Source organism: Kitasatospora sp. NPDC059571 (assembly GCF_042735675.1).
GTDB lineage: Bacteria > Actinomycetota > Actinomycetes > Streptomycetales > Streptomycetaceae > Kitasatospora.
Window position 1 is genome coordinate 1 of record NZ_JBHWBW010000016.1, and the last position, 26,654, is coordinate 26,654.

The 26,654-nt window shown below is 69.7% G+C and carries 5 protein-coding genes and 1 pseudogene; all 6 read left to right on the top strand.

Annotated features, from left to right (window positions below; genetic code table 11):
- Positions 1–453: 453 nt before the first annotated feature.
- The 6 genes and pseudogenes from ACFV0G_RS04040 (at position 454) to ACFV0G_RS04065 (ending at position 26,479) form a co-directional block, all read left to right on the top strand.
- Positions 454–22,509: a hypothetical protein gene (locus ACFV0G_RS04040; protein ID WP_380541205.1), complete on the top strand. Its 22,056-nt coding sequence runs from the start codon at positions 454–456 to the stop codon at positions 22,507–22,509.
- On the top strand, positions 22,506–23,645 hold the full coding sequence (locus ACFV0G_RS04045; RefSeq protein WP_380541208.1) for a hypothetical protein: 1,140 nt from the start codon (positions 22,506–22,508) through the stop codon (positions 23,643–23,645). Before ACFV0G_RS04040 ends, ACFV0G_RS04045 begins: the two co-directional genes overlap by 4 nt.
- A 213-nt stretch (positions 23,646–23,858) precedes the next feature.
- A complete protein-coding gene (locus ACFV0G_RS04050) occupies positions 23,859–24,197 on the top strand; it encodes a transposase (RefSeq protein ID WP_380541210.1) in 339 nt (112 codons plus the stop codon).
- A gap of 37 nt (positions 24,198–24,234) precedes the next feature.
- A pseudogene (locus tag ACFV0G_RS04055) lies at positions 24,235–24,438 on the top strand (DDE-type integrase/transposase/recombinase); the annotation flags it as partial.
- Between the two features lie 118 nt (positions 24,439–24,556).
- Positions 24,557–24,754: an integrase core domain-containing protein gene (locus ACFV0G_RS04060; RefSeq protein WP_380541233.1), complete on the top strand. Its 198-nt coding sequence runs from the start codon at positions 24,557–24,559 to the stop codon at positions 24,752–24,754.
- Positions 24,755–24,946: 192 nt separating this feature from the next.
- Positions 24,947–26,479 carry a twin-arginine translocation signal domain-containing protein gene (locus ACFV0G_RS04065; RefSeq protein ID WP_380541212.1) on the top strand — a complete coding sequence of 511 codons (1,533 nt, stop codon included), beginning with the start codon at positions 24,947–24,949 and terminating at the stop codon, positions 26,477–26,479.
- Positions 26,480–26,654: the final 175 nt, after the last annotated feature.

Sequence of the window (26,654 nt, forward strand, 5' to 3'; positions counted from 1 at the left end):
AGCACCGCGTTCCTCCAGGCCCTCGCCGACCGCCATGGGGTCGAACTCCACGCCCCGGAGGGACGGGTCACCGTCCTCGACGGCGGCGAGCAGCTTGTCGAAGGCGGTCGCTGGCTGTCGTTCGGACCGGACCGGACCGCACGCAGTGAGGGTGCGCTATTCCCAGCCCCCGCCTGGCAGAGTTCCGTCGATTCCGCCGTCCACACATTCGAGCAGTCCCTTTCCGGGCAGGTCCGCGCGATTCCCGCGGGAATCTGGTTGGACGCTTCTGCCGGAGACCTTGCCTCGACACTGCACATGGGCATGCCTGGCGCGGCCGACATGGGAGCTCTCCTCCCACACCGCGACGGCCCCGCCGTAGTGGTCACCGCCGATCCGGCTCTCCCCGCGACCCAGCGCGACCTTGACGGGGTACTCGGCGCCCTCGCGGCCGGCCCCGGTACCCCCGCCCGGGTGCACCTGGTCCTGTCCCATCCCGCCACCGACACCCTGCTGTCGGCGCACCCCGGCGATGCTCTGTTCGATGCGGTCACCCACAGGCTCCAGCACCTCGCCGACACCCACGGTCTGCGCCTGCGTGTCGCCGAAGGAGCCTGGGCCCCGACAGCAGATGGAACCCTGCGCCCCATGCCCCGAGAGGGGGAACCCACCGAGTCGGCGCTGGTCCCGCACCACCCGTCCGGGGGCACAGAGACACCCGGTCCCACCTGGCGCGAGTTCACGCCAGGCACGCGGACCCTGGAGCCGACCCGCGACATCACCGAGACCGAGGAGATCACCAATGCCCGTTTCGACGCCCCACGGCACACTGGCGCCGCCGACGTTTCGACTCCGGCCGCGGCCACCGCTCTCCCGGATGGCGATCTGCCGTCGCCGCCGCCCGATGCCGTCCGCGGACGCTCCACGTCCCCAGCCGACCACGACGGTGTTTCGGACGCCGGCAGCCACCTGCGGACCACCATCGACCGGCACTCCCTGAGTGACGATGTCTCCGTCCCGCTGGTCCGCGCACTGCCCTCCAGCCTGGCCCGCGGTCAACGGCTCGGCCCCGCCGGCCGGATCGTCAACCTCGGCGAAGTCCATACTCGCGTCGTCGAGATCCTGCGTGCCGTCGTCCGCAGCGACAGCCACCCCCCGGACCTCGCCGGCCTCATTCAGGACCGCCTGGACACCAGCCGTCGAGAGCTGGGAGACCAGGAATGGGCCGACTGGCTCCTGCACGGCGGAGACACCGTCCAAGTGACCCTGCCGGCTGAGGGGAAGGCACCGCAGCGCGTCTACCGGGCCACCGTCGAACTCGTCCTGCCGGACCGCGGCGTACGCGAGATCTCCGCTGCGGCCGCGGGCGACCGTGGAGAGAAGACAGGCGTGCCCTGGGACCCGGAGGCCGACATCCGAGGCGGCCACAGCAGCAAGAAGACCGTCACGTGGGACGCCTCCGTCACAGCGCAAAAAGCCTTCCCCGGCGTCTCCGTGGGCCTGACGACGGGAGGCAGTGGCGGCCGCAGTTTGGGCCACAGCCAGCTGACGGTCGCCCAGCACCGGCGGACCGCGCCGACCGGCGATGCCGTGTACTTCCGTTACCCCTATGCCCAGGTCAAGGTGACGATCCACCAGGAAGGAGACGCCGTAAGCGAACCGGTCCACTCGCATCTCACCCGAGGCGTGGTGATCGCCGTCCCCGAGAGCCGCGTCCCGCGCGCACCGGCCGCTGTCGACGGCCTGGCACCACGCTCCCGACCGGGCACCGAACTCATCCGCCCCGCACCCGGCCGCGGCCACAGTCCGCGGATCCAGGGGCTGCTCGACGATGCCCTGTGGGAGCACGCCACCACCCCTGAGATGGTCGACGGCCTGGAAGCACTACATGGCAAGATCCTCGACCGCCTCCCTGCCGGGGCCATTGAGCCCGGAAGCCGCCCCTGGCGGCAACTGCAGCAGTTCCTGGCCGAGCGTACCCAGCAACACCACTTCTCCCACCTGGCCGGCATGGGGCACGCCTCCGAGACCATCCAGGTGGGCAAGCACACACTCGGCGTCGTACTGCGCTCCCACCTACACGCCGCCCGCCGCCTCGAAGGCCCGGCCCTGGACAGCGACACATGGGAGCAGTACCGCAACTACCACTGGGATGGCCCCACCCGCAGCGTTCCCGGAGACTGGAACATCGCATTGGCGGTCAAGGTCGGCCCGATCTTCACCTTCGGCTCGGGAGCCGCCTACGGCTTGGGACTGAACCCCCACGTCGGCTTCGGTACTCCCCTCAGCCGCGACATGAACACCTCCCAGTCCGGCACCCGCTGGCAGAAGCTCACCAGCCACGGCCCCAGCACCGACTACGAGGTCGACCTGCGCCTGACCGTCCCGCTCCGCTCTGACCTCCCGGGCGTCGCCGATGAGGTCCACCACGATGTCCGGGTTCACCTGCGGGTTCCGTTGGAGCAATCGGCCGCGTTCGAAAGCGCACTCGCCGCGGCACAGGAACCGGCCCGCCCCCCTGCCAAGCCGCCCGTCGCAGACCACGAGGCCGCCCTGTTGCCCCCGGCGATCCGCGAGGGCAGGGGCACCGGTCCCGCCTTCATCGTGTTCCACGGCGCCGCGCGCGACATCGGACCTACGGTCCTCGACTTGATCGCCGCCGCCCGAGCCGCCCGCAGCCTCGCTCCGTTCAGTCCCCTCGACGAACACCAACTGCACCGCCAGGTGGCCGCCGACTTCTCCTTGGACGGCCTCAACGCCCAGTCCTACCGGCTCGCCACCGCCGACCGCCCGCTGCTGCGCCGTATCGCCCTGCCCGACGGTTCCGCCGCCGACGTCGCCGTCACCGCCAGACGTGTTGGCGACCTGCTGTCGACCAGCACCAGCACGCGCTCGGTCAATCTCGTCCGCGCCGCGCTGCACCAGACCAACCACGCCGACACCATGTCGTTGTCCGTCAAGGTGGGCATCGACGTCGCCTTCAACGTCGGCCTCAGCACCCTGACCCGAGGCAGGCTGGGCACTTTCGGTATCACCGGCGGCTACTCATTCGGCCGCACCTCTGATCAGACCGTCGGAACCGGCGACCTGGTCTCCGTCAACTCCGGAAGCCCCCTCCTGAACGGCCCCAGCCGTCACTTCGACTACACCACTGACTTCGAGATCTCGGTCACCCTGCACGACCCGTCCGGCCTGGCCGCCGCCCGCGGTAACGCCGACGCCGGACCGCTACCTCTGGTGCGGGACGCCCTGCCTTGGGCCCTGCGCAACACGCCCACACCGAACACCCGGACCGCGGTCGTCCGCGGCGCCCGCATGTCCTACTGGGTGCCTCAGGCCCTGCTGTTCACACCCCCCGACCCGGCCCACACCAGCCACTCCCCGAACCCGGACACCCGCCCCGAGCAGACACGAGAGCACCTCGAGTCCGAGGACATGCTTCTCGACCTGATCACTCCGCCTGAACTCGCCAAGGCTCTCGCCTCCATGCTGGAGGACGCCGAAGCCGTGCCCCCGGCCGACATAGCCCTCCTGGCGGACCGGCTGACCGACACCACACGCCTGATCACCCTGTTCCAGCACGGCGATCGCGCCGGCGGCACCCAGATTGAGATCCGCCACACGGACGGCCGCCTCCACGACAAGATCGCGGTGGTACGGATCACCGCCTCCCTTGCCCGGTCCCAGCCGGTCTCGAAGCCGGTCTCTTCCGGCCGGCTCGAATTCGCCGAGACCACCCCCGCAGTCTCGGACGGACACAACACCGCTCGCACCCACTCCGGCAGTGCCGACCTCAGCCTCGGCATACCGATCAGTGCCGCCAGTCCCGGCAGCCCGCACGGCAGCACCACCCCCGACGGCGGCTCCGGCTACAGTCGTGGCCCCGCCGCCGAAACCGACCGACTGCACAAGGTCACCACCGGCACCATGCAGATCGACGGACCCGCCGACTACGAACACCGCCTCGCCGACATCGTCTACACCGTGGAGGTCGAACACTGGCGGGAAAACACCTTCGGCCGCAGCCGCACGGAATCCGCCCACACCCAGATCCTCGTCCCCCAGGGACTGGAGTTCCTGCGCCGCATCTCCTCGCAGGCCTCTCCGCCGCCGCCCGGCGTCCCCTACTCGATCGACCCTGCAGCCATGCCTTTGAGTGCAGCGCCCCGCCGGATCACCTTCATCCCCACTCACCTCGCGCACGATCCTGGCCACAACCCCCTCGTGGACATCGTCCTCGACCTGCTGCACCGCAAGGTCCCCGCCCTGCAGCACACAAGCGCCGCCGAGCTCCGCTCCGGTCTGAAACTGATTACGGCCAGCCGCATCGCCCTGCCCCTGCACCAATTGCTCAGCCCGGAGTCCCTGCGCGCCTTCATGCCCCAACTGCGCAGCACCGGACTGCGCCTGACCCCGCAGGGCCCGGATGCTCCCTGGTACGTCCTGATCCACGCGCGCGAACCCGGAAAGGGCCGCCACGAGGAGTTCCGCCCTGCCATGTCCACCAGCGGTTACCACGACATCCACGACTGGGAGATCGCCACCCGCACCGACTCCGCGACCGGCAACGTTTCACTCGGTCCCGGCGGAGAGATGGATCCCGTCCATGGCCCTCTGAGCGAGCAGGGCCAGAGCATGGCCGCGTCCACGAGCCGCACCCGTACCACCTCCGCCGCCCGCACCGAGATCGCCAGCAACCTCGACCTCGTCATGTTCCAGCCCGGTGCCCACCTCTACGGCCAGGACCTGACTCTGACCGTCGCAGTCAAGCGGGTCGTCCAGCCGAGCCCCGTCGCGGTCAACCGGCTTCTCGGCGGCCTACCCGACCGGATCCGCGCCGCCTTGCACCGCGCCGACGACCCGACACCCGACGATACCCGTGAACTCGTCGTCCACCAGCAGGTCGCCGTCCCGCACACCCTCATCGGCCCCTCCGCCGCTGGACGCAACATCCCCCGAAACCCCCGTATCACTTATCTGAACGACCCCGGCTACCAGATGCCCGGCCTGTTCCCGGTGCAGGGCCACCCCGAGCCCCAGGCCTGGGTCGAACCCTTCCCGCTCGACCCCCGGGCACTCGGCGCCCGCGACGCGGTCCTCACCGCGATCGACCCCGACGCGCTCGGCGAAATGCACCGGCAACTGTTGCGCCTGCTCGCCCGCCCCGCTGGGCAGACGCTGCCCCGCTACAGCGGACCCGGACTCCTCGCCGAATGGGGCACCGGCTCCGAGGAGGCCCTGCGCGACCTGTTGTCAGAGCCGCTCGCCCGCGGCTTCCTCGCTCGGGCCCTGACCAGTGAGGGCTACCTGTCACCGGAACTTGCCCGTCCTGGGGGTCCCCTGACCGACACCCGGGGACGGATCAGAATCCGCGCGCGACTGTTCAACCCCCGAAGCCTTGACTGGGTTGAGCTCTCACACAGCTGGGAGGAACACGGGCGGACCCGGCAGACGGGCGCCGTCAGTGTGGCCAAGTCCGTCCGTGTCGGCCTTCAGGTCGGCACCACTGCCCAAGCCGCAGCCCTGGCACCGGCTTCGATCAGCCTCTCCGCCGGCCGCACCAGCGCCAAGAACCTCAGCGGCACCGCCACCACCCACACCCTCCGACCCGGTGGCACGTACGTCGATCGACCCGACCAGCGCTATCTGCAGGTACGTGCAGGCGTCGTCTACACCCTCACCCTGGAGTCGGAGAACAGGCGCGGCCGGATCGGCTACGGGGCTGACGCCCGTACGTTCCGCTTTCGTCTCGACGACGCGGTCGAACTCCTCCTCCACCCCGACCACGTCGACACGCTCGCCGCCCAGGGCTTGCCACTGGCCCGCCGACTGACCCTTCCGAAGCCGCTGGAGCAGATCGAGGCCGATGCCCTCGGCCGCACCCGCGAAGAGTATCGGCAGCTGACCACGGAGGCCGCCGCGATCGCCGACAGCCAGGACCTGCCTGTGGACACTGACCGCTGGAAGGATCATTTGGCTTCCATGGTGCGGGCCCTGGAAGAAGGCGGCCCCGCCGCGCCACGTCTCCGTGCCGACGCCGCCGACCTCCTGCACGCCGCATCCGGCACCCCCTCACCGCACGCCGAACGCAGCCCGCAGGCCCTGGCCCACCTCGCGGACCGTGAACGCCTCGCCCACCTCGCTCACAGCCTGGCCAACGCCACCCCCGCTCCCCGCCGCCTGCTGGCCGAAGCCCTCGACATCACCGCCACTCTGGGGCCTGACAACACTGCCGTGCCCGAGCACGAACCGCTCACCCGTATCGACCATCAACTGCACCAGGGCGGCCGCGACGCGGCCCGGGCACTTGCCGAGCGCTACGCCGCCCCGGGCGTCGCCCGTGCACCGCAGCCGCCGCACGAGACGGAGCCCCCGACCATGGCCGACCGCAGCGACCGACCCATGCCGCCGGAGCCGGCGTCCGCCCGGCCCCTGACGCCGGCCGAGCAGTACGGTGCAGCGCTCGATCCCACCGGGGCATCCCGCCTTCGCCCCGTGGCCGACATTCCGCCGGAGCCGGCCGTGCCGGCCGCCACGAGCGGCGCACAGCAGAGCCCCGCCACTCGCAACCCCGACCCCGAAGACGCCGAGCGGCTCGGCCCGCGCCTTCCCGACCCCACACCCTCGCCCGAGCCGCTCCTCCCGTTGACCCCTCCCACCCTGGAGGCACCCCTGGTCCCTGCTCTGCCTGCCAGCGGCGCGGGCGGTCCGGTAGAGCTGCGCGCTGCGGAGCCAGGCCCCGCGCACACGTCCCAGACTCCCGAAAACATCGCCCACGGGAATCGAGAAACCCCTGATCGTACCCACGTCCAGACCGGTCACGATGCACGATCACTCGTCGCTCCCGAGCACCCCGAGCGCGAGGTAGCCAGCCCGCTCGAGGCCCTCACACGGCAGACGGTCGGGCAGACTCCCCGCAACGTGCAGATCGGACGCGTCTTCAACTCGCTTCTGCCGGATCCGCGCACTGCTGACCTCGCCACCACCCCTTCCCCCGGCACTGACTCAACTGACCTGGCCCGGCACGACCGCCCACCCGGCACTGCATCCCTTGGCCCCGACCTCGTCCCTATTACCGAGACACCACTCGACGCCGTCCCCGGACCGTCCGCGCAAGACCTCACTGAAGGCGCGCTCCAGCCGAAACTGGCCGATACCCGAGACACCCACCTGTCGCTGGCCCCTCACGTCTCGGCAGAGCAGACCAGCGCCGGGCCGGATGGTGCACCGAAGCCCGCCGGGCCGCACACCGCCACCGAGCCGGTGCCGTCCCCGCCCCACGACCATGCACCGACGGCCGCAGAGATCCCGGTCGAACGGAGCAAGCACACGCCACGGGCGGAATCAGCTACGACTGTCCCCGCTGTCGCAGCGGACATCTCTGCTGGCCGGACGCGGGAAGACCGTGCCACCGCGATATCGAGCGACACCCATGACCTCGGGCACGGCCCCGGGGAGGAAGCGAGTGCTGTTCCGGCCACAGACCTTCCCCCCGACGATGTCCTGCCGGCCGACGAGACGTCCATCGCCGGGATCGGGGCAATGATCGGGCCACTGCACGCCACGGTCGATGTGATCGTGCCGGCAGACCGCCTTGAGGCGCGCACCCACCTCCATGAGACGATCACCGGCCTGACCGCAGAACTCGCGAAGGCTGCTACACAGGCGGAACTGGACAGCATCAGCAGTCGGCTGGGCAGGGTCTATATCGCAGTCGAGGCGTGGCGTTCCGCACAGCTGCCCCGCACTGCAGCCCTGCCGGCGGCTCGGCCCGACCAGCAGGGCCGGCTCCTGGAACGGCCCGAGTGGTACGAGGCCCTGCTGCCCCAGGTCAACAGGGTGCTGTCGCGACTGACCGTGCTCCCGACCCGGCAGCACGGTCAGCTGTCCGGGGAGGACGGCCGACGCTGGACCCGGGTGGAGGCGAGGGCGGAGCTGGAGCAGGCCGTGGTCCGCTTGGCCTCGGCCTATGCGGGCGCCGCAGGGCAGCTTGCCGTGACTGCCGGAACGGGGCATATTACGTCGGCTGACCCGCTGCTCGCCGAAGCGCCCCAGTCGCTACCTGACCATGAACAGCACATGTTCGCGTGGTCCACCAACCGCCTGCGGGATGCGCGCCAGCACATCGAGGAACTGCTCACGGAACTCGACCGGCAAACCAGCGGAACTGATCTGCGCCCGTACGACCTGCCGTCCGTGTCCAAGGACTGGCAACCGAAACTGAAGTACCTGCCGCCGGAGCACCTGACCGGCGAGAACCCGACCCTGGGCCACGATGTGCCGATCTCGATCTCCCCGCAGACCGTCCTCGCAATCCAGGAAGAGGTGTTCAGCACACTCCCGGAGCATTTGCGCACCGACGCGAGCCGACGGACGATCAGCGATCAGACGACACCGGAACTCCTGCTCCGCCATGCACCACAGCTGGTCGGCGACCACTACTTGGTCCAGGTGGCAGACCATGCTGTCCGGGTGCGGGTGAAGCCGGGTGGCTGGCGCCAGATGTCCGACGCGTTGGAGATCCGAAACGCCAGCAGGGACATCAAGAGTGACTTCCGAAGCCGCACCCGCGGTCACGGATACTTCGCGGACGTCAACCTGAACGTCGGCTACGGCCTCCAGGCCGAAGCAGGATCGGACCCGTTCCAGCTCAACGCGGTGGAGGCGTTCAAGGGCTTCTTCACCATGGTGACAGGGGAACACTCGGAGACGCACAACATCAAGGTGCAGACCAGTCAAGGCAAGACGGTCAAGAACTCGTCCTACCAGTCACTTCTCTTCGCCTACGACGTGACGGTGCACGTAGAGGTAGAGGGGCCGCCGAAGGTCAGCCTCCTCCGTTCGCTGGGCGGCGGGAGGACGCAGTCGCCAGTGCGGCACAACACTCCACCAACCGTGGAGAACGCGGTCAGCATCCTCTCCTCGCGTGAAGCCTTGCGGCCGGCCGACACCGATGCCGCCGCGGCCCAGGGGGCACGGCACCTCTCCGACCAGGTGGAGACGATTCCGGCGGCCGCCAGGTTCGCCAACCCGGACCCGGCCACCGGACGCCACGTCGCCGTGCCGACCCCCGCCAACTCGGTCGTCGAGGCGTTCGCAGGCTCGGTACACCTGCGCCGCGCGATCGAACGGGTCGCAGGCGACCTGGCGCCGGTAGGGTCTGCGGCTCGTCGGCGCCTCGACACCTCCACCGGCGTCACGGCGCTGAAGAACATCGTCGCGTCGGCCAGCCGCGGTCACGGCCATGACATCGTCTTCGGCGACCACGCCGGGCGGACACCGGCGGCTGTCAGCGTCACCGTGCGGTTGACCCGGCCACAGGTGGTGATCGAGCGGGACGACGCCACGTGGATGGATATCGACGACCGGGCCACACGGGTTGCAGAGTGGGCGCTCGCCCATGAGGACTCCATCGACATCCCCCCTGGCCTGATGCTCTTCGCGCTCAACTTCGGCGTGCGATCGAAGGACACCCTCACGCCGTGGCTGTGGTTCTGGCCCACGCTCGATGCCGAACTTGCCCACACCGGTGTGAGCACCGCGACGACCGACTTCGGCGGAATCCGCTACTTCGGTGAACCCACCACCGTCACCAGGTTCGCCGTGGAGGCGGAACTGAGCCGTTCCGACCGGCCGCAGGACCCACCGGTGGTGGTGCAGATCGACGGGCCGCTGTGGCTGCGCACTCTCCACAAGGACGCCGCGCAATGGGCCGAGTTGCCGCAGATTTCGACGTCCGACACCGGGCAAGTACCCGAGCTGAGGCTCACCGGGGCGATCGGCCTCGACTTCGGCCGCCTCCACCGACTGACCGAACTGGACGGGGCGGATGCCCTCCTCGACCGTGTCGAGGAGCACCTGCACGAACGATTCCCCGGACTCCTGCCGACACCCGGGACAGGGACGGAGCGCTGGAACGACAGCCTCACCGGCCACGTCCTGGCCAACAAGTTCGCCGGAACGAATCTGCGCCAGCTCCGCCAGGCACTCCATCCCGACACACTGCGCGCCAAGGGCGAGCAACTGATCTCCAAACACGGCTACACGGTCCCCCTCTCCAAGGCGCATGCTTTCGGACTCGGCCACGAAGAGATCGTCGTCCGGATCCGTGCGCAACTCGCCGAGACGCAGAGCGACGGAAGTCTCGTCGACAGCCGGCCCGAGATGTCCGCGTGGTTGCCGCGCTCCGAGATGGACATCAGCCGTACCGAGGAACAGGACTCCGTGCTGGCCGCGGTGACCATCCTCGGAGGCTGGCTCGGTCCCCAGGCCACCTACTCCATCAGCGAGGTGTCACAGGGGCCTTTGGAGGCACTGGAGTTCCGGCCGATGCTGCACGGCCGCATGGTGAACACCAAGGGAATCGCCGCGGGAAAGGCGACCTGGGCCCTCCAGGGTGCGGCCCTCGACGGGCTCGTCGAGTTCTCGGGGAAGATGGTGCTCACCGCCACCATCGAGAGCAGTTCGGTCAGTTCCGTCCCCGAGCCGTCGCTAGGCCTGTCGGGCGCCGGATCGTCGGAGGTATCCGCTGTCGCGGACCGTGCCGGGCATCCGGGGCACACGGTCATTGATATGCCCGAGGACCCTGTCGGTGTGGTCGTGATGACCGACGAAGCGGAGATCGATCTCGGAGTGGGTCGGCCACGCGGCGACGACGGGCCGTCGCAAGGCCTGTCGCACGCCGGATCGTCGGAGGCGTCAGCTGCCGCGGACGGTGCCGGGCATCCGGGGCACACGGTCATTGAGATGCCCGAGGACCCTGCCGGTGTGGTCGTGATGACCGACGAAGCGGAGATCGATCTCGGGGTGGGTCGGCCACGCGGCGACGACACCACCCTCCCTGCATCCGGAACGGGAACCGGTGCAACCCCGGAACGGCAGGAGCTCTCGGAGCCTATGCCTTCCGGAATCCATGAGACGGTACCCGTTCAGGCCGAATACAAGCTGATCGTGCCTGCGAACATCACCAGCAAGAAGGTCCTTGACCCCATGACGGGTGAGGAAATCTGGGTCCCCTACGACGTGGCGGAGCTTGGCACCGAAACGCTGGAATGGCGGCGCGCGGAGAACACGCAGCTGCCGCCGGAGATCTGGGTGGAGGCCGGCGTCGGCAATTTGCTGGACGACATCATGGCGCGGTTCCACGACCTGGGCTTCACACGCCTCTCTCCGCACACACGGTCCGTCATCGAGACCCACCTGACGGTGGCGATCCAAGCCATGCCGTCGCTCCGGCAACGGCCGATGACGGTCTGGAAAGGTGAGCTCAAACACCAGTCCGCCTTGGACTCGGTGACTGGCCACAAGGCGATGGGCTCAGTCGAGCTGCATGCCGTGGTGGACCAGATCCGCACGGTGGCCGTGCCCGAGGGGCTCGGGATGTACAACGACGTCGGTGCGGTCACCCTCAACGAAGTCGGCAAGGAGACCACCCGAGGCTTCTACGCGGGTCTTCGTACCCGCCTTCCCCTGGCTTTCGGCAGCGCGCACAAGGCCGGTGCCGGCGAGGGCGGATCCGAATTCAATCCGTGGGGCCTGATGCTCCAACCACAGACCTTCTACCGAAGGGAGAACACCACAGGAGAGTTCCGCTCCGAGGGCGGCAGCCTGGGCAGGAGCACCCTGGAGATGAGCGCCATGGCGATCGGAACAGCCAGGGTCCGCTATGTCTTCAAGGTGCGGACCTGGCACGAGACGCGGCTCTCGCACGGCCATGACCACCAGGAGCGCACCGGCGAGGCGCTCGTCTCGGGCCGAGCCGTGATGACGGCGCTTCAAGCGACCGACCTCGGCCTGATGCCGGCGCAGTCGCAGGTGCGTCGTGACTTCTCGGAGGTCTACGAGCTTCCCGAGGACCAGATCGGCAGCCTCCAAGGCGAGTCGATCAAACAGGCCCCGGACAGCGGGATCCTTGTCGACGCGGTCGAAGCGCACGTCGGGGAGAGGTACGGGCAAGCCGCCGCGCACGCCGTGACCGAGAAGGTCTCATCAGTGCTCGGCCAGTGGAACACGGCGGCTGCCATGGACCTGATGCTCCACGGCCACGAGATCACCGTGCCGGTGGCCGGCCGGGTACATCTGGTGCTGAGCCGACTCGGGCTGGACGTACCGACATTCGTGCCGGTGAATCGGACGTTCACGGTTCGGTTGAAGGCCGAACTGAGTGACCCCGTGTACCAGGGCCGAGTGCCATGGACCCGCATCGGCAAGCGGTACGGAGCCGAGGAATCCATTGGTGAGTACAGCCGCAGAGCAGCCCGGCACGGCGTCGACCCCGTGCGTCTGTGGTACAACCACAACCAGTTCGGAAAGACGGTGAACAGCTGGTACCAGAATGCCAACCTGACTCTATACGGGCAGACCACGCGCAAGGCCGCACTCACTTCCGGCCACGAGCGCAGCCTGGGAACCACGTTGGACCTCCGAGGACTGACCGCCGCAGAGTTCAGCCGCACCGTCACATGGTCGGCGACGGTCACCGTGGAGACCGCACCCCCGGCCATGGCCGACGCCGCCACCCTGGGCGCGCTGCAACTCCACGATTCCTTCGATCTCCGTCCCGCCCGCACCAGCGTCCTGGTCACCCGGCACGACACCCATATGCTGCACCGCAAGGGCGATCCCTCGGCCATCGTCGAGCCCCCGCCCGCACCTCCGAGCCCGTCCGGCGAGCCGCCCGACGGCGCGCCGACGAGCCGCCCTGAACGGGACACCACACAGCCGCAACAGCCCTCAGAACCGCCTGTCGTTCCCACGACGAGGCAGCCCGGGTGGGATCCGGCGCTGCCTGGCATTGAGCGCCGGCCCCTGGAACCACACGCCGCGTTCTCCTTGGTGCGAAACGGACTGCGACTGGACCATCTGGACGCGGAGGCGGGCGGGCTCCTGGACCTCGTCCAGCCCCTGCGCTTCGTCGGGCTCGACGACCTGGAACAGCGGGTGTACAGGCTGCTCCTGCCCCAGGCCGCGCCCTACCCCGCCACCCTCGGCACCCTGACGGACGCAGCCGCCTACGGCGCCGCCGTCTGGCGAAACTTCATATCCGACCCGCCTCCGGGCGCGGGCTGGTTCAACCCCCGCCTCAACCTGCGGCGGCAGGCGGGCGCTGTCATGAACGACCAGTTCCTCGGCGGACGCTTCCGGCAGCTGACCACGTCGGGCGTCACTGTGCCGATCCAGCTGCCGGGCCGCTTCTCGACCCTCACGGCGGACCTGGAAATTCTCATGGACATCACACGGGTCCAGGACGGCGGCTACACCGTTCACGAGACGATGGCGGCAGCCTTCTCGTCCACCACCCAGAAAGCCACAGCGGACACGGAGGCGCTCGGCGGCTGGTACCTGGGCAACTGGCAGATGCTGGGGCTGCAGTTGCCGGGCCACCCGTACGCCACGGACGACAATGCCGGCCCCATGGTCGGAGCGGACTATCTGCAGTGGAACACCGGGTCGGCCGCGACAGGCTCCGAGCACAAGCACAGCGGCGGTGTGAAGACCACCGGCAGAGACATGTCGCTGCTCCACTTCGACGTGGTCTGGAAGGTCGCACTCACACCGCAGAATCCGGACCTGTGGTGGAACCCCACCGCCTGGCTCAACCCCTACGCGTACAACCCGAAAGCCCGCGAGTACTTCGAGGACGTACACCGCCGTGTCAGCGTCTGGGTGCCTGCCGAACACAAGCAGCTCTTCCTCGACCTTCGAGATGCCGTCCCGGCGCCCGACCCTGCGGCTCCCGGGACACACGCCAACGCCGAACACCAGCCGCCCACGCCGCCGCCGATGGAAGCAGAGGCCGGTGGGAAGCCAGCGGACGACGGGCCCACCCCGGTGCCGCCGCAGCCGATGGCCCCTGAGCCGGTGCCAAGCACAAGCGGCGTTAGCGACACACAGCATGACCGAACCCCGGCAGACGTCGTTGCCGACCACGGTTCGGCAGCCCCCGCGGCACGTGCCCCAGAGGAGGGCGGATCCGCCGAGCTTCGACCTCTCCCTGCCCAAGGCCCCGACATCACCGCCACTCTGGGGCCTGACGACACTGCCGTGCCCGAGCACGAACCGCTCACCCGTATCGACCATCCACTGCACCAGGGCGGCCGCGACGCGGCCCGGGCACTTGCCGAGGGCTACGCCGCCCCGGGCGTCGCCCGTGCACCGCAGCCGCCGCACGAGACGGAGCCCTCGACCATGGCCGACCGCAGCGACCGGCCCATGCCGCCCGAGCCGGCGCCCGCCCGGCCTCTGACGCCGGCCGAGCAGTACGGTGCAGCGCTCGATCCCACCGGGGCATCCCGCCTTCGCCCCGTGGCTGACATGCCGCCGGAGCCGGCCGCTGCGAGCGGCGCAGGCAGCGCCGGCGAGACCATCGACATCGTCCCGGGCCAGGCTGTCGCGGTCCTCAGCGGACTCCCCGAGGAAACGCGCGCCGCGCTGCGTGCCGACGTGCGGAAGATCCTTGCCGCTCATGATCCGGCCGCCTCTGTCGGCCCGGACGACCACCGCTTCCACGAGATCGCCCACCTCCTGCACACCGACAGACCCGGGCCCGCGGCCGACCTGGCCAGCCACTACTTCGGCGCCCAGCGGAGCCCCGCCACCCGCAACCCCGACCCTGTGGGCGCCGTGGCTGCCGAACCGCTCTCTCCTTCTGCCTCCGGTCTCACACACATCGCCGCCGCCCTCGTCCCGCCCGCACCGGACTCGACAATCGCCACTCCCGCCGGCGCCCGGCCGGAGGCCGATCAGGCTCCGCCGCCCGCCGGGCCGGCGTCCGCGGCTTCTGCGGATGGCCTGCGCCCCGAGCCAGTCCCCGACGAGACCATCCCGCCCCGGGCGCTGGAGGTGCCCCCTGCCGTCACCACGGGCGGCGCCGTGCTGTTCCTCCCCGAGGACGACCCCATGGTCACCCACGTGCGCAACACCGATCCCGAGCCGGGTGCGCTTACCGTTGCCTTCCATGTGACCGATGACGGGCGGCCACTCATCCCCTTCGACGAGGGGCGCCAGGCCACCGTGGACGCAGCCGCCCTGGTCGGGGGAATCCGCCGTGCCCGCCCCGATGATCTCCCCGAAAACCTGCTGGTCGACCCCCTCGGAAGCCCCTCAGCCGACCATGCCGCCGTCCGGGCCCTGCTCCAGGAGATCGCCGACCGCACCAGCCGGCGGGTCCGCCTCCCCGAGGACCACCCTCTCGGATCACCGCGGGAGATACTGCCCGCCGACGGCATCCGAACCGGCGCACCGACCGACCGCAACGTTCCCCTGACATCCTTCCACCCGGCCGAGGGCCCCGCTGTCCGCTTCGACGACCCCTTGCCACCCGAGACGGCACCGGACTGGGACCGCCGACGCCTGGACCGCCTGACCGAGACGATCCGTGTACAGGAGTCCCGCACCTCCACCCGGCTGCCGCGCCCGACCTTGCCTCTCGCCGTCCGCGGAGCTGCGGAGCCCGGCGTCCCGTTCCAGCGCCCCAGGGGCCCGCTCGGAAGGATCCGCCCCCGGCGCTACCCGGTGGTGTTGTCCGGCGCAGTCGAGATTCGCACCCCGGACGGGCACACCCTGCCCCTCCTGCCGCGCCAGGACCGGGTAACCGTGGCTGTGGGCGTCACTCCCGATGGCCAGTTCACCCGGCCCACGCCCCAGGGCACACGCGTGACCCTGCACACCAGCCATCTCGCACTGGAGATCATCGCTGCCCTGACCGGCGCCACGGGACCGCGCCCGCGCGCCGTCCAACTCGTCCCCACCCACCCGGTGGCCGCCGAGCACCACCCGGCGTTCATCACCGCAGCCCGCCGCCTGGCCGCCGTGGTCAACCGTCCCATCCTCGTGCCTGCGAAGGGGGACACCGCCGTCGTCCACCCTCGCTACCGCGACTACACCCTCACCGGGCCCGGCCGCCCGCGCTGGGAGGAGGCGCTCGCCCCCGGCATGGTTTCCTCGCGCTTCCTCACCGGCATCGACGGCCGCCTCCACCAGCCGGGTTTCGTTGTCGTCGGCCCCGACGGCGAACGGATGTACCCCAGAGCGGACTTCGAACCATTGCCGGCCATCGCCACCGGACCCACCGGGCACTCCACGCTTCCCCTCGATCTGGACGCCGACGGCCGGCCCATCGCGCTCACGCTGTGGGGAGACGGGTTTACTTTCCCCGCGCAGACGTTCCACGACGTCGCACCGATGCTCACCGACGGCGATGTCTCACGGGCCTACCTGGCCGTGGACGCCCGCACCCCTGCGAGAGAGGCAGGATTCCGCGCATGGGCACGTGAGCTGGCGGTGCTGCGCGGACAGCGGGTGCCGTTCACCCTGTCCGACTCGCAAGTCCTGGAATGGGTGGATCCGTTGCCGGAAGGTTTTCGGACCGCGGGCGGTGGCCCGGATGCCCCGCACGCCCTGGAATTCCCTTCCGGGGCCATCGTCCTGGGCGACGGCGATCACACCGGCCTCACCCGCATGATCGACCGGTGGCGTACCAGGCTCGCGGACCGCCCGCACGAGCTGTTCCTCGCCCGTCTGCTGCACGCGGGCCCCGGCGATGTGCGGCTGTCCGCAGACCAGCAGCACCCGGCCACCGCGCACGAGATCGCCGACTGGATCCGCGCCCACGGCCACAAGCCCGGCAAGGCGGTTCAGCTCCTGTGGAAGAACGTCGGCGAGAACGCCGGCGACGGACACGACTCCCAAGCCGAAGAGCGGCTACGTCAAGAGATCGCGGCCGACCTGCACGCGATGCTGTACACACCTGGGGCCGGTGCGCGCGGCCAGCTGCCCCGCGGTGCGGTCCGCGACGTCACCGCCCGCGATGTGACGTCCGGTGAGGCCGGCACCTGGCATCGCACCGATCCGCCCGGCGAACCCCCCCACGCTCCGTCGTACATCACCGACATCTACGGACGCCTCGTCCGCCCCGACAGCCGTCCCTCCTACGCCCTGGCAGACAGCGGCCTGGCCCTGGCTCCCGCCACCCCAGGCCGGTCGGTCCGCCCCCACCCCGACTTCTTCGACGTGACGCTGCACCTCGGCCCCGACGGCGTCCCGCAGGCCCGGCTCAACGACGGGACCCTCCGCGCCGCCGAACCCGCCGAGGTCGTCGGCCTGATGCAGAACGCCGCCCTCCCGGCCGAGGACGCAGGAGCCGGGGATGCCATCTGGCGGCGCCAGCTCTGGGACGGCCGGCCCGTGCGGCTCCTGGTCGACACCCCCGAACACGGCCCCGCCCACGAACAGCTCACGGCCTGGACCGCCCGACTGAGCACGGCCCTGGAAGAGGCCCGGCCCGAGCCTGTCTACCTCTACCCCGACGGCTACCAGGTGACGTTGGACCCCAGTCCCTCCCGCCCGGTCGGCATCTACGCACCCGCCCCCGGCGCCCGCCCCGCCCACACCGGCGGCGAGGATCCGGGCAGCGGCCTCGACTGGCAGGACCCCGTCCACCCCGCGCACTCCGGCCGCGAACCACTCTGGGAGTCGATCGCACCATCCCCGGACGCCCCACCACCCCTCTACGACGGCCGACTGACCTACGACCAGCACCCGGATGCCGCCGACGACCTCGTCCTGTTCCCCGGCGACGGCATCCTGGTCTCCGCCGCGACCGCCACCGACCGGTCAGCTCTCACCGACCTCGACGTGATCCGCCGCCACGGCCTCGACGCCGGGCACACCCTCGACGTCAGCCCGTTCGTCCTCGCCCCACCCGGCCCGGACCTGCTGCGCCTTGACGTGATGATCACCCCCGACGGCAGCATGGCCCTGCTGCGCCGTGACGGCACACCGCAGCCGGTCGATGCGGCCACCCTGGCCCGCATCCTGCGCGGTCCCGCCCGCCCGGCCGATGGCACACGCGGCGGCCTGCCGCTGTGGAACGGCCACGACGACCTCCAGATCCTGGGCCGCCACCAGGTGACCACCGAGGGCACAGTCACCTACGAAGCCGACCCCTTGACCCACGGCGCCGCCGCCCGCTATCACACCGAAATCGACGAACTCGCTCACCTGCTGAAGGCCGACGTGTACGCCGCCGGTGGCACAGCCACTTCCCGTCTCCTGGCGCAGCTGCACCAGGTGGCGTCGGTCGCCCCCGATGGCAGCGCAGCCGGCTGGTACCGCGGGGTGGGCCGCCCCGGTGAACCGGCACGCTTCACCACCGACGCCCACGGCGTGCTCGTGGCTGCGGCCGCACTGCCCGTCGACGACCTGGAGCAGGCCGGGATTTGGCCCGGCGAGGTCCACGTGCAGCGCTTCCGGGGCGGGGTCTCGCTGGTGCCCCACCCGCCCAAGGCCGACAACGGCGCCTTCCGCACGGACACCGGGCAACTGGATGACTTTGCCGCCGACGGCGAGTTCCTGGTGGTTGCCCGCGGCGGCCGCGACCAGGTGGAACTGGCCGTGCCCGCCCGCGGTCTGTCCCTGCACGTCGGCCCCAACGCCCTGCTGCGCGTGCTGCGCTGGGCAGGGTGGAACGGCGAACCGATCCGCCTGGCCGTTGACGGCCTGGCCTTCCTCGAAACCCGGCACGATGACGAGTACGGCGAGCAGATCCCCGGCACCCGCTTCGGTGGGGGCCTCGCCTCCGCAGCACGCGTCGCGGTGAGCGCGCCCACCGGCTCCGTCGACTGGGCCGCCGCCCGCCAGCACGCGCGGCAACAGCACCCCGACACCGACGAGAACTCCCGTCACCGACCACTGCCGCTGCACGGACCTGCCCGACGCAATCGGTGGGTCGACTACCCTGAGCCTGTCCACGGCGCAGACACGCACACGACCCTGGCCGCGCTCGATGCCGAACAGATCTCAACAACGCTGGACGAGTTGACGCCCGATCGGCTGGACGAGATTTCCCGACAGGCCCGCCAGATCATCGAGGACCGCGTCCACGCCCCGCTCGGCCGCCACCACGGGCCGCAGCCGTTCACCGTGCAGGACATCGTCGGGCGTGTCGCCCACGCACTCCACCACGCGGACGCCCACACCGCCGACCAGCTGGCTCGGCACCTGCTCGCCGTCCACGCCGCAGACCTCGCCACCCCCTACACCGCCGTCGACGCGCCCGAAGGCACCGCCCCCGCCACAGCGGTCTCCCAGTGGCTGGCCGGCGGCGGTCCGGTCACCGCGACGGCGACACCGCACACCGAGCACGGGCAGGTCCTGGTGCGCTTCCCCGCCGGCCTTTCCGCCGACATCCCCGCCCGCGAGCGGTTCGCCATCCTCACCGTCGACGCACCCCCTGGCGGCCCCTGGACGGTCCAGCTCGTCGAAACCGACCGCCTTACCCCGCCGTACGAGGAGAGCGACTGGGAGATGGCCACCCTGCCCCTGGCCACCCTCTATCCGACCCTCCTCGACGAGGCCGCCGCCGCCCGCCCCGAGCAGCCCTACGGCTCCGAGCGTCTGCGGGCCTACGCCGCCGACATCCTCCAGCGCCCCACGAGCCCTTCAGCCCTGCCCGATCTCCTGGAAGCCCGCGACCTGTTCCGCACCCTCCACGGCGATGCCTGGCCCACACCCCCCGACCGGCCCGGCCGGGCCTGGCAACTTCCGCCCCTACTCCAACAGGAACTACGTGACCTCGCAGACCTGACCCGGCTCGCCCGCGCCCACAACACCCACAACACCCACAACACCTGGCACCGGGAGACCACCACGGTCACCTCGGAGGCCCTGGCCCGCCTCGCCGACGACCTGACCGGCAGCCCCAACATCCCACCCCTCGCGGAGCTCTACCGCCGGGCCCGCGACCTCACACCGCACGGCGAGACGACCATCGCCGACCTGCGCAGCGCCGCGGCACAGCCCCCCGCCGCGACCGGGCCCCGCACGCCGCAACACGACCTCTCATACATCGAGAGCCGCATCGGCAAGCTCCCGGCCGAGGCCGCAGAGAAGCTCCTCGAACAGGCCCGGCCCATCATCGAGAACCACCTGCCCGCCCCCCTGCAACCAGGCCCCGTCACCAACGGCACCGTGCTGCGCGTCGCCCACACCCTTCACCGGGCCGGCCCCGCGGCGGCGGACCGTCTTGCGGGAGACCTGGCCACCGAACACGAAGCCGCGCTGACCACGCCCCGTCCCCGGCCGGACACGTCGATCGAGGAAGATATCCCCGTGCCGCTCCCGGAGCGCGCCGACTACATCTTGGCCAGCGGCATCATCCGTCTTTACGGCACCCTGCCCATGCCCGGCGCCGAAGGCTTCACCGACCACACCGGGCACGTCGAACGACTCGTCCTGGAAGCGGTCACGCACACCTTGCTGACCCGCGGCAAGGACCAGGCCCACCGACTGGCCCGAAGCCTCACCCGCGAACACCACTACGGCCCGCCGCGCGGAGGCGGCGGCGGCGCACGCCCACCCGCCCAGACCGACCACCCCCGCCCGGCCACCCACTGGGCGATCCGCTCGGACAAACGCCACGCCCTGCGCCCGGGCACCCTGTCGGCACACGCCCGGCAACTCCTGCGCCAGACGATCCGCGACATCCGGGCCAGCGGGGAACACCGACCAAATACCGTCGCCCGCCTAGCCGCGAAACGGCTGATCGATAGCGGGCACATTCCCGCGCCCGGCGGACCGCCGTTCGTCCACGGCGACCTTGTGGAATCCGCACTCGGGCAGTCGCTCGCCCTGGCGCAGCTCCGCGGAAAGGGACAAGCCGGGGAGGATCTCAGACAGCGGTACCTCCGCCTGCGGCGTCAGGGCGTTCCGGACGCACGGATCCGCGCCGTTGCCGAGGCAAGGGCCGCCGGCGTCATCCCGCCCTCGGTTCCCGGCGACGTCATCGCAGCGAGCACGGCCCGGACGTGGGCCGCCGCAGACACATCGCAGGCCCCGGCACACGAGGGGCCGGAACCGGTGGCAGGCCCGGCCTCGCGACCGCCCGCCGCCCACCGCGACACCGTACAAGCAGCCGCAGACCCATCTCCCGCGTCCCCCGCCACCGCTGGCCGAACGTTCCAGGAACCCGTGCCCACCGACAACCAGCCCCTGCTCCAAGAGTTCCTGGCCTGGATCGACAGCACAGCCCCGGCCCTCCCGTCGCACCCCGCCCCGGCCGATCAGGCGCCGTCCTCACCGCCGGGCGGCGGCCAGCAGGAACCGCCCGCCCCGCAGCCCCGGCAGGGCGACAGCCAGCGGCCCGCACCTCGCACGGTGGCCCGCATCGACACTGCCGCTGCGAGAAACGCCATTGACCAGACCATCGACATGAGAGCCCTGGGGGAGTCGGCCGTCGAAGACCTCCGACACCGCTACCTCCGGCTCCGCCAAGCGGACGTCCCGGACGCACGGATCCGCGCTGTCGCCGAGGCAAGAGCCGTCGGTGTGCCCCTCCCACCCGGCGACCACATCGACGCACGTACCGCCCGGCAGTGGGCCACCGAGGCCGCGGACACCGCCGGCCACACCACCGTGTCGACATGGCTCCTGACACCGGAGCACCACACGGCACTCAAGGAACAGGCACGGCACATTGCTGTCACTGGACAGGCATTCAACTACCGTGACATCGGAGCTCTCGCCCTGCGAAGCCTCCACGGCCAGGGAAGGATCCCCGCCGAGGTGACGGGCGACACCCTGCCGCCCGGCGTCGTGAAGCGCTGGCTGCGTGGCGCGAATGTGCAAGCCGCCGCCCTGACGGTTGAGGAACGGCAGAGACTCGCCCAGTGGGTGATCGACGCCGCCGCCCATCGCGGCACGAACGACCTGCCTGCACTTGGCTGGCTGGCGGTGCACAGCGCGCGCACACACAGCGACATCCCACCTGCCATCCCTGGATGGACCATCAACCCCGGGACAGTGCACACATGGTTGACCGAGAGGAGGCTCAACGTCGATCGCCTTCCGGACGACGAGCGGACGGCGCTCATCCAGGCCGTAAAACAGTTTGCGGCCCGACACCCGCAGGCGCACCCCCTGGATGCCCTGCGCTCGGCGTTGCGCGAACTCCGGAGCGACGGTGCCCTCACAAGCCAGCCCACGGGAGACCTGGTGGAGACCGACCTCATCCTCCAATGGATGCACGCAGGACACTCCCGCACCGCACGAACCACCGAACCGGACCTGCCGACGCCGGTCGTTTCCCCGCAGACCGCCCCACCCCACACAGACCAAACGATCCCCACCCCACAACAACGCCGCTGGCAGGAGATCAATGCAGCGATCTCCGCCGGACTGCTGACATCCGTCCAGGTTTCCCATGCCCGCGTGCCGCACCCCGTCTACGCCGTCCTGTCACAGCTCCCGGACATGGACACCACCCAGACCGTTGAAGAATGGCTTCGCGTAGCCGGCCCTACCTTCGGCCTTGCCACGCCCCCCGACCAAGCCATGTTCGCGCACTCGATCGTGCTGGCGTTCCCCGACGGCGCTGGCTACGACCTCGGGCTGCTCGGTGGAACCCATGAGGCCGACGGCGAACTCGTCGTCCCTCTCTCGGACGCGTACACCGTCGACACCGTCCTGCCCGACTACCCAGACCCCGGCACCCACTGGGCATTCCTCCGACCCGCCGAACCAGGACAGCCGTGAACACCGGAACCCGCCACACCCCCACTGACCCCCCACCCGCCCCCACCACCCCCGGGCAACCCGGCCTCATCCTCGACGTACGCCCCCACTGGAAGAACGACGCCCACCGACTGCTGCTCAACCTCGCCGGCCGCCTGCCCGACGCCGCCCTCACTCGACTCCGCGCACTCCTCGCCGCCAACGACCGCACAGCCTTCGCCGCCGACCTTGGTCACACTGTCGTAGCGGAAGCCACGGCGCTGTCCGAACCCGACGAGGATCTCGTAGCCGAACTCCTGGAAGCGGACGGCCTCGACTCCTCACCACTGGACGACCTGCCTCCCCTCTCCGCCGAAACCGCCCTCCACATCACCCACACGTTCACCGCGCAACAGCCTGCCGGCGAACTCAACAGCGGCGACCACCACGACGCATCAGACCGAGCAGCCGTCGCCGCCGTCGCCCACACCCCGGGCATCCGCGGCCTGTGGCGCACCTGGCGATGGCCCGCGGACACCGACAGCACTCCGCCACGCCGCATCCACCTCGTCGAAACCGACCGAACCGTCGACCTACCCGCCCTGGCGGCCAGGCTCCAGCAACACCTCGAAACCCCCGAAGACCCCCACCCCCAAGTAGAGGCCTACGCCACCGGCGCCGCACTACCGCGCTACCAGCAACTCGCCCGCACCCACGGCACCCTGCTCTGGATGCCCACCCCCCACCACCCGCTGCGCCTGGCCCCCGTCTTCGATGAACCGCACGCCGAGAGCGGGCCCCGCTTCCTGCCAGATCACCCGAGGACGACGGACCCCGGCGAGGCAGCCCTGGTCATCGCCTACCTGAGGTCGGGAGAACTGCTACTCGCCTCGCCCGAGCTGGCCGACGACATCCTGCGGCCGTACCGCGAAGCCGTGGTGCCGGTGGACATTCGCACCGACGGCGCCTGGATATGGACCGACGCGACGACGTACTACCTGGAGGAGCACGGCCTGGAACCACACCCCGACCTGCTCGCACACATCCGTGCCGCCGCTTATGCCGCTCCTGAAGTAGATGGTGCCACCCGGCACCGCGCTATCGATCTGCTGACTGGGACGAACATCGACGAGCGGGCCTTCGGCCTGCGCCTGGACACCGCCGCCGGTCTCCTCTGACCCGAACTTGCGCACACGGCATCGTCAAAGTGCACAGCTCCGCTTCTCCAACCCGTACGGGCCTGGGGAAATGGGACCTGATACCCATGAGACTCTCTCACACGTCCCTTAGCCTCACTGCACGTGCGATCGGCAATCCGTGACGTGAGGGCTACCTAGGCTTGATCCGCTTTGACGGACACTCCTGATCAGGGGCTTCGGCCTGGAACGACGATGTCCATCATGGAGGGCGTGGGGAAGGAGAGGCCGTATCCTCGCCGCTCGTTCATGCCGGAGTTCAAGGCCGAGATCGTGGAGCTGTGCCGACGCGGCGACCGCTCGATCGGTCAGGTCACCGAGGACTTCGACCTGACCGAGACCGCGGTGCGGGACTGGGTGAGGCAGGCCGAGGTCGACGCCGGCCAGCGGGATGGCACTCCTACGCCCGCCGAGCTGGTCATGGGACCCGCGCGCGGTGCGCGACGCGGACCTGACGGAGAACATCACCGAAGTTTACACCGGCTCACGCGGCAGCTAGGGCGCCCCATGCGTCCATGCCGCCCGCCGGCATGACGCTGAGCGGTGCGGCCGTCGGGGGGTCGCCCGGCTGATGGTCCTGCGCGACTTCACGCCCGACCCTGCCGCCCTCAACGCATGCTGGTGCGGCGGCATCACCTACATCCCGACCGACGAGGGCTGGCTCTACTTGGCCACCGTCATCGACACCTCCTCCCGCAGCATCGTCGGCTGGGCCATCACCGACCACCTGTGCACCGAGTTGGTTGCCGATGTGCTGCGGTCGGCCTGCCGCACTCGCCGCCCGGGCGGCCTGGTGGTGTTCACTCGGATCGTGGTTTTCAGTAAACCAGCCGTTAATCCGCTTACCTGGCAACTGAGTTCGTGGTCCGGATATCGGCCGGCCGGACCGGCCAGTGCTGGGAACCGCACGCGCGGAGTCCTTCTTTGCCACGCCGAAATGGGAGTTGATCGGCGCCCGACCCTGGCCGGGCCGAGGAGCGGCCCGGACCGCGATCTTCGAATGGATCGAGGGCTGGCACAACATGCGCAGGCTGCACAGCAGCCTTGGCTATCGCAGTCCCGCAGAGTACGAGACCGTCCTCGCGGCCTGACCACCACAACGAGGGTGGGTGTCAAAGCGGAGCAAGCTCGGGAGCGGACCGTCAACAAGGCCGTTGAAGTGGGCCCTGCAGCCCATGAAGGCTCTATCAGTCGCATGGTTAAATCTCTGAATCCCCAACAGGTCTAGCAATAGATCTCTCGAGCTCGAATGCCCCGAGCTCTCTAGCCTAGGGAGGCGTCCGATGAGTCTGTCCCGGCGTGGATTTCTTGGTGTAGGCGCGGCAGGATCCGCCGCGCTGCTGTTCGGCAATGTCGGCCCAGCATGGCGTGCGGCGGCGGACTCCAGCTCCGTTCCCGCAATCGGTGGGCCTCTTTCAGGCCAATCAACCTCCGGACTGTACAACGATCTGCAGACCATGGTCTCCTTCGGGCCGAGACTTACCGGAAGCCCCGCACATGCCGCCTACATCAACTGGCTGGAGCAGGGGCTGACCGCGGCCGGGCTGACCGTTCAGCGGACTTCGCAGTCCTTCACCCGCTGGCAGGCAGGGACAACCGGCTTGCAGATCAACAGCGGGCCCTCGACTGGCGCAGTGAATGTAGGCGCTCCCTACCCCTACTGTGGTTCCACGCCCGGCAACGGCGTGACCGGCCCGTTGGTCTACGTCAATCAGGGATCGCCCCAGGACCTTGCGAATGTGAACCTGCAGGGCGCCATCGCGGTGTTCGACGTGGGACCTTTCACCGAGATTAGTGTCGGGGACTTCGACCCCCTCAAGGTCAGCCGGTGGGACCCTGACGGGACGCTCAGCCCGGATGAGCCCATCACCATGGCCTTCTATCCTGACACACCCTTCCCTCTGCTCGACGCTGTCCAGCAGGCGGGCGCCATCGGCGCGATCGTCATGATCGATGCTGCTCCCGCATATGTCGCCAACCAGTGGACCCCGTTCGACATTCCGATGCAAGGCATCCCGGCGGTCATGCTGGATCGTGTCGCCTCGGACGTCGTCCGTCCTCAGTCCCAGGCCGGCGGAGTGAGCGCCACCTTGACCATGACCGCACAGCTCATCCCGAGCTCTACGGACATGCTGGTCTCGGTGATTCCGGGCGCAAGCGACGAGATCGTCGTTCTCAATACCCACACCGACGGCCAGAACGCCATCGAGGAGAACGGCACGGTTGTCCTGCTGGGAATCGCCCGCGCTCTGGCACAGATCCCGCAGAGAAAGCGCCCGCGCACCTATGTCATCGTCTTCGCCACCGCGCACTTCCTCACGAAGTCGTATGCAGACGCCCCCATTGGCGCTGGCCTGAAGAGCACTCAGTTGTTCATCGACACCCGCCCAGACCTGATGGCAAGGACGGTCGCCAGCTTCTGCATCGAGCACATCGGCCCGCGGCAGTGGGTGCAATCCGGCAACGACTACGTTGCCACGGGCTTGACCGAGCCTCACTTCCACATCACGTCGCCCGTCGCGTCGCTGCAGAACCTGTGCGCCAGCGCTTCCAAGTTCGCCGACTTCCGCCGCAGCGAAGTGCTCAACCCCTTCCCTGGCCACGGCCCCAACGGCAACCTTGTCGCCGAGGGCGACTGGATGTACCAGGCGGGCGTCCCCACGATCCAAACCGTGTCTGGCCCTCACCGTCTCCTGCAGATCGACCAGGGCTCCGTTCTCGACACCGAGATCGACCCGATCCAATGGCAGCGCGGCGTCAACTTCTGCTTCGCCGTAGCTGGTGGCCTGTCACTAATCCCCACCAGCCAGCTGTAGGTCATGAGTGGCCCCACCCTGGACAGGGCTGGCCCATGGGGGGGGATTGCTCACCAAGGTGGTGACAGCCTGGAACGCGGCGATGAACATCTGCCCGCGAGCCTAGTTCAGAGCCTTGGGCCACCCCCACCCCGTGCAAAACCACCCAGATACCCCCAAAAAAAAAACCAAACGG

Coding starts and splice junctions, on each gene's coding strand:
- ACFV0G_RS04065 (WP_380541212.1), top strand. CDS start 24,947: ATGAGTCTGTCCCGGCGTGGATTTCTTGGTGTAGGCGCGGCAGGATCC.
- ACFV0G_RS04050 (WP_380541210.1), top strand. CDS start 23,859: ATGTCCATCATGGAGGGCGTGGGGAAGGAGAGGCCGTATCCTCGCCGC.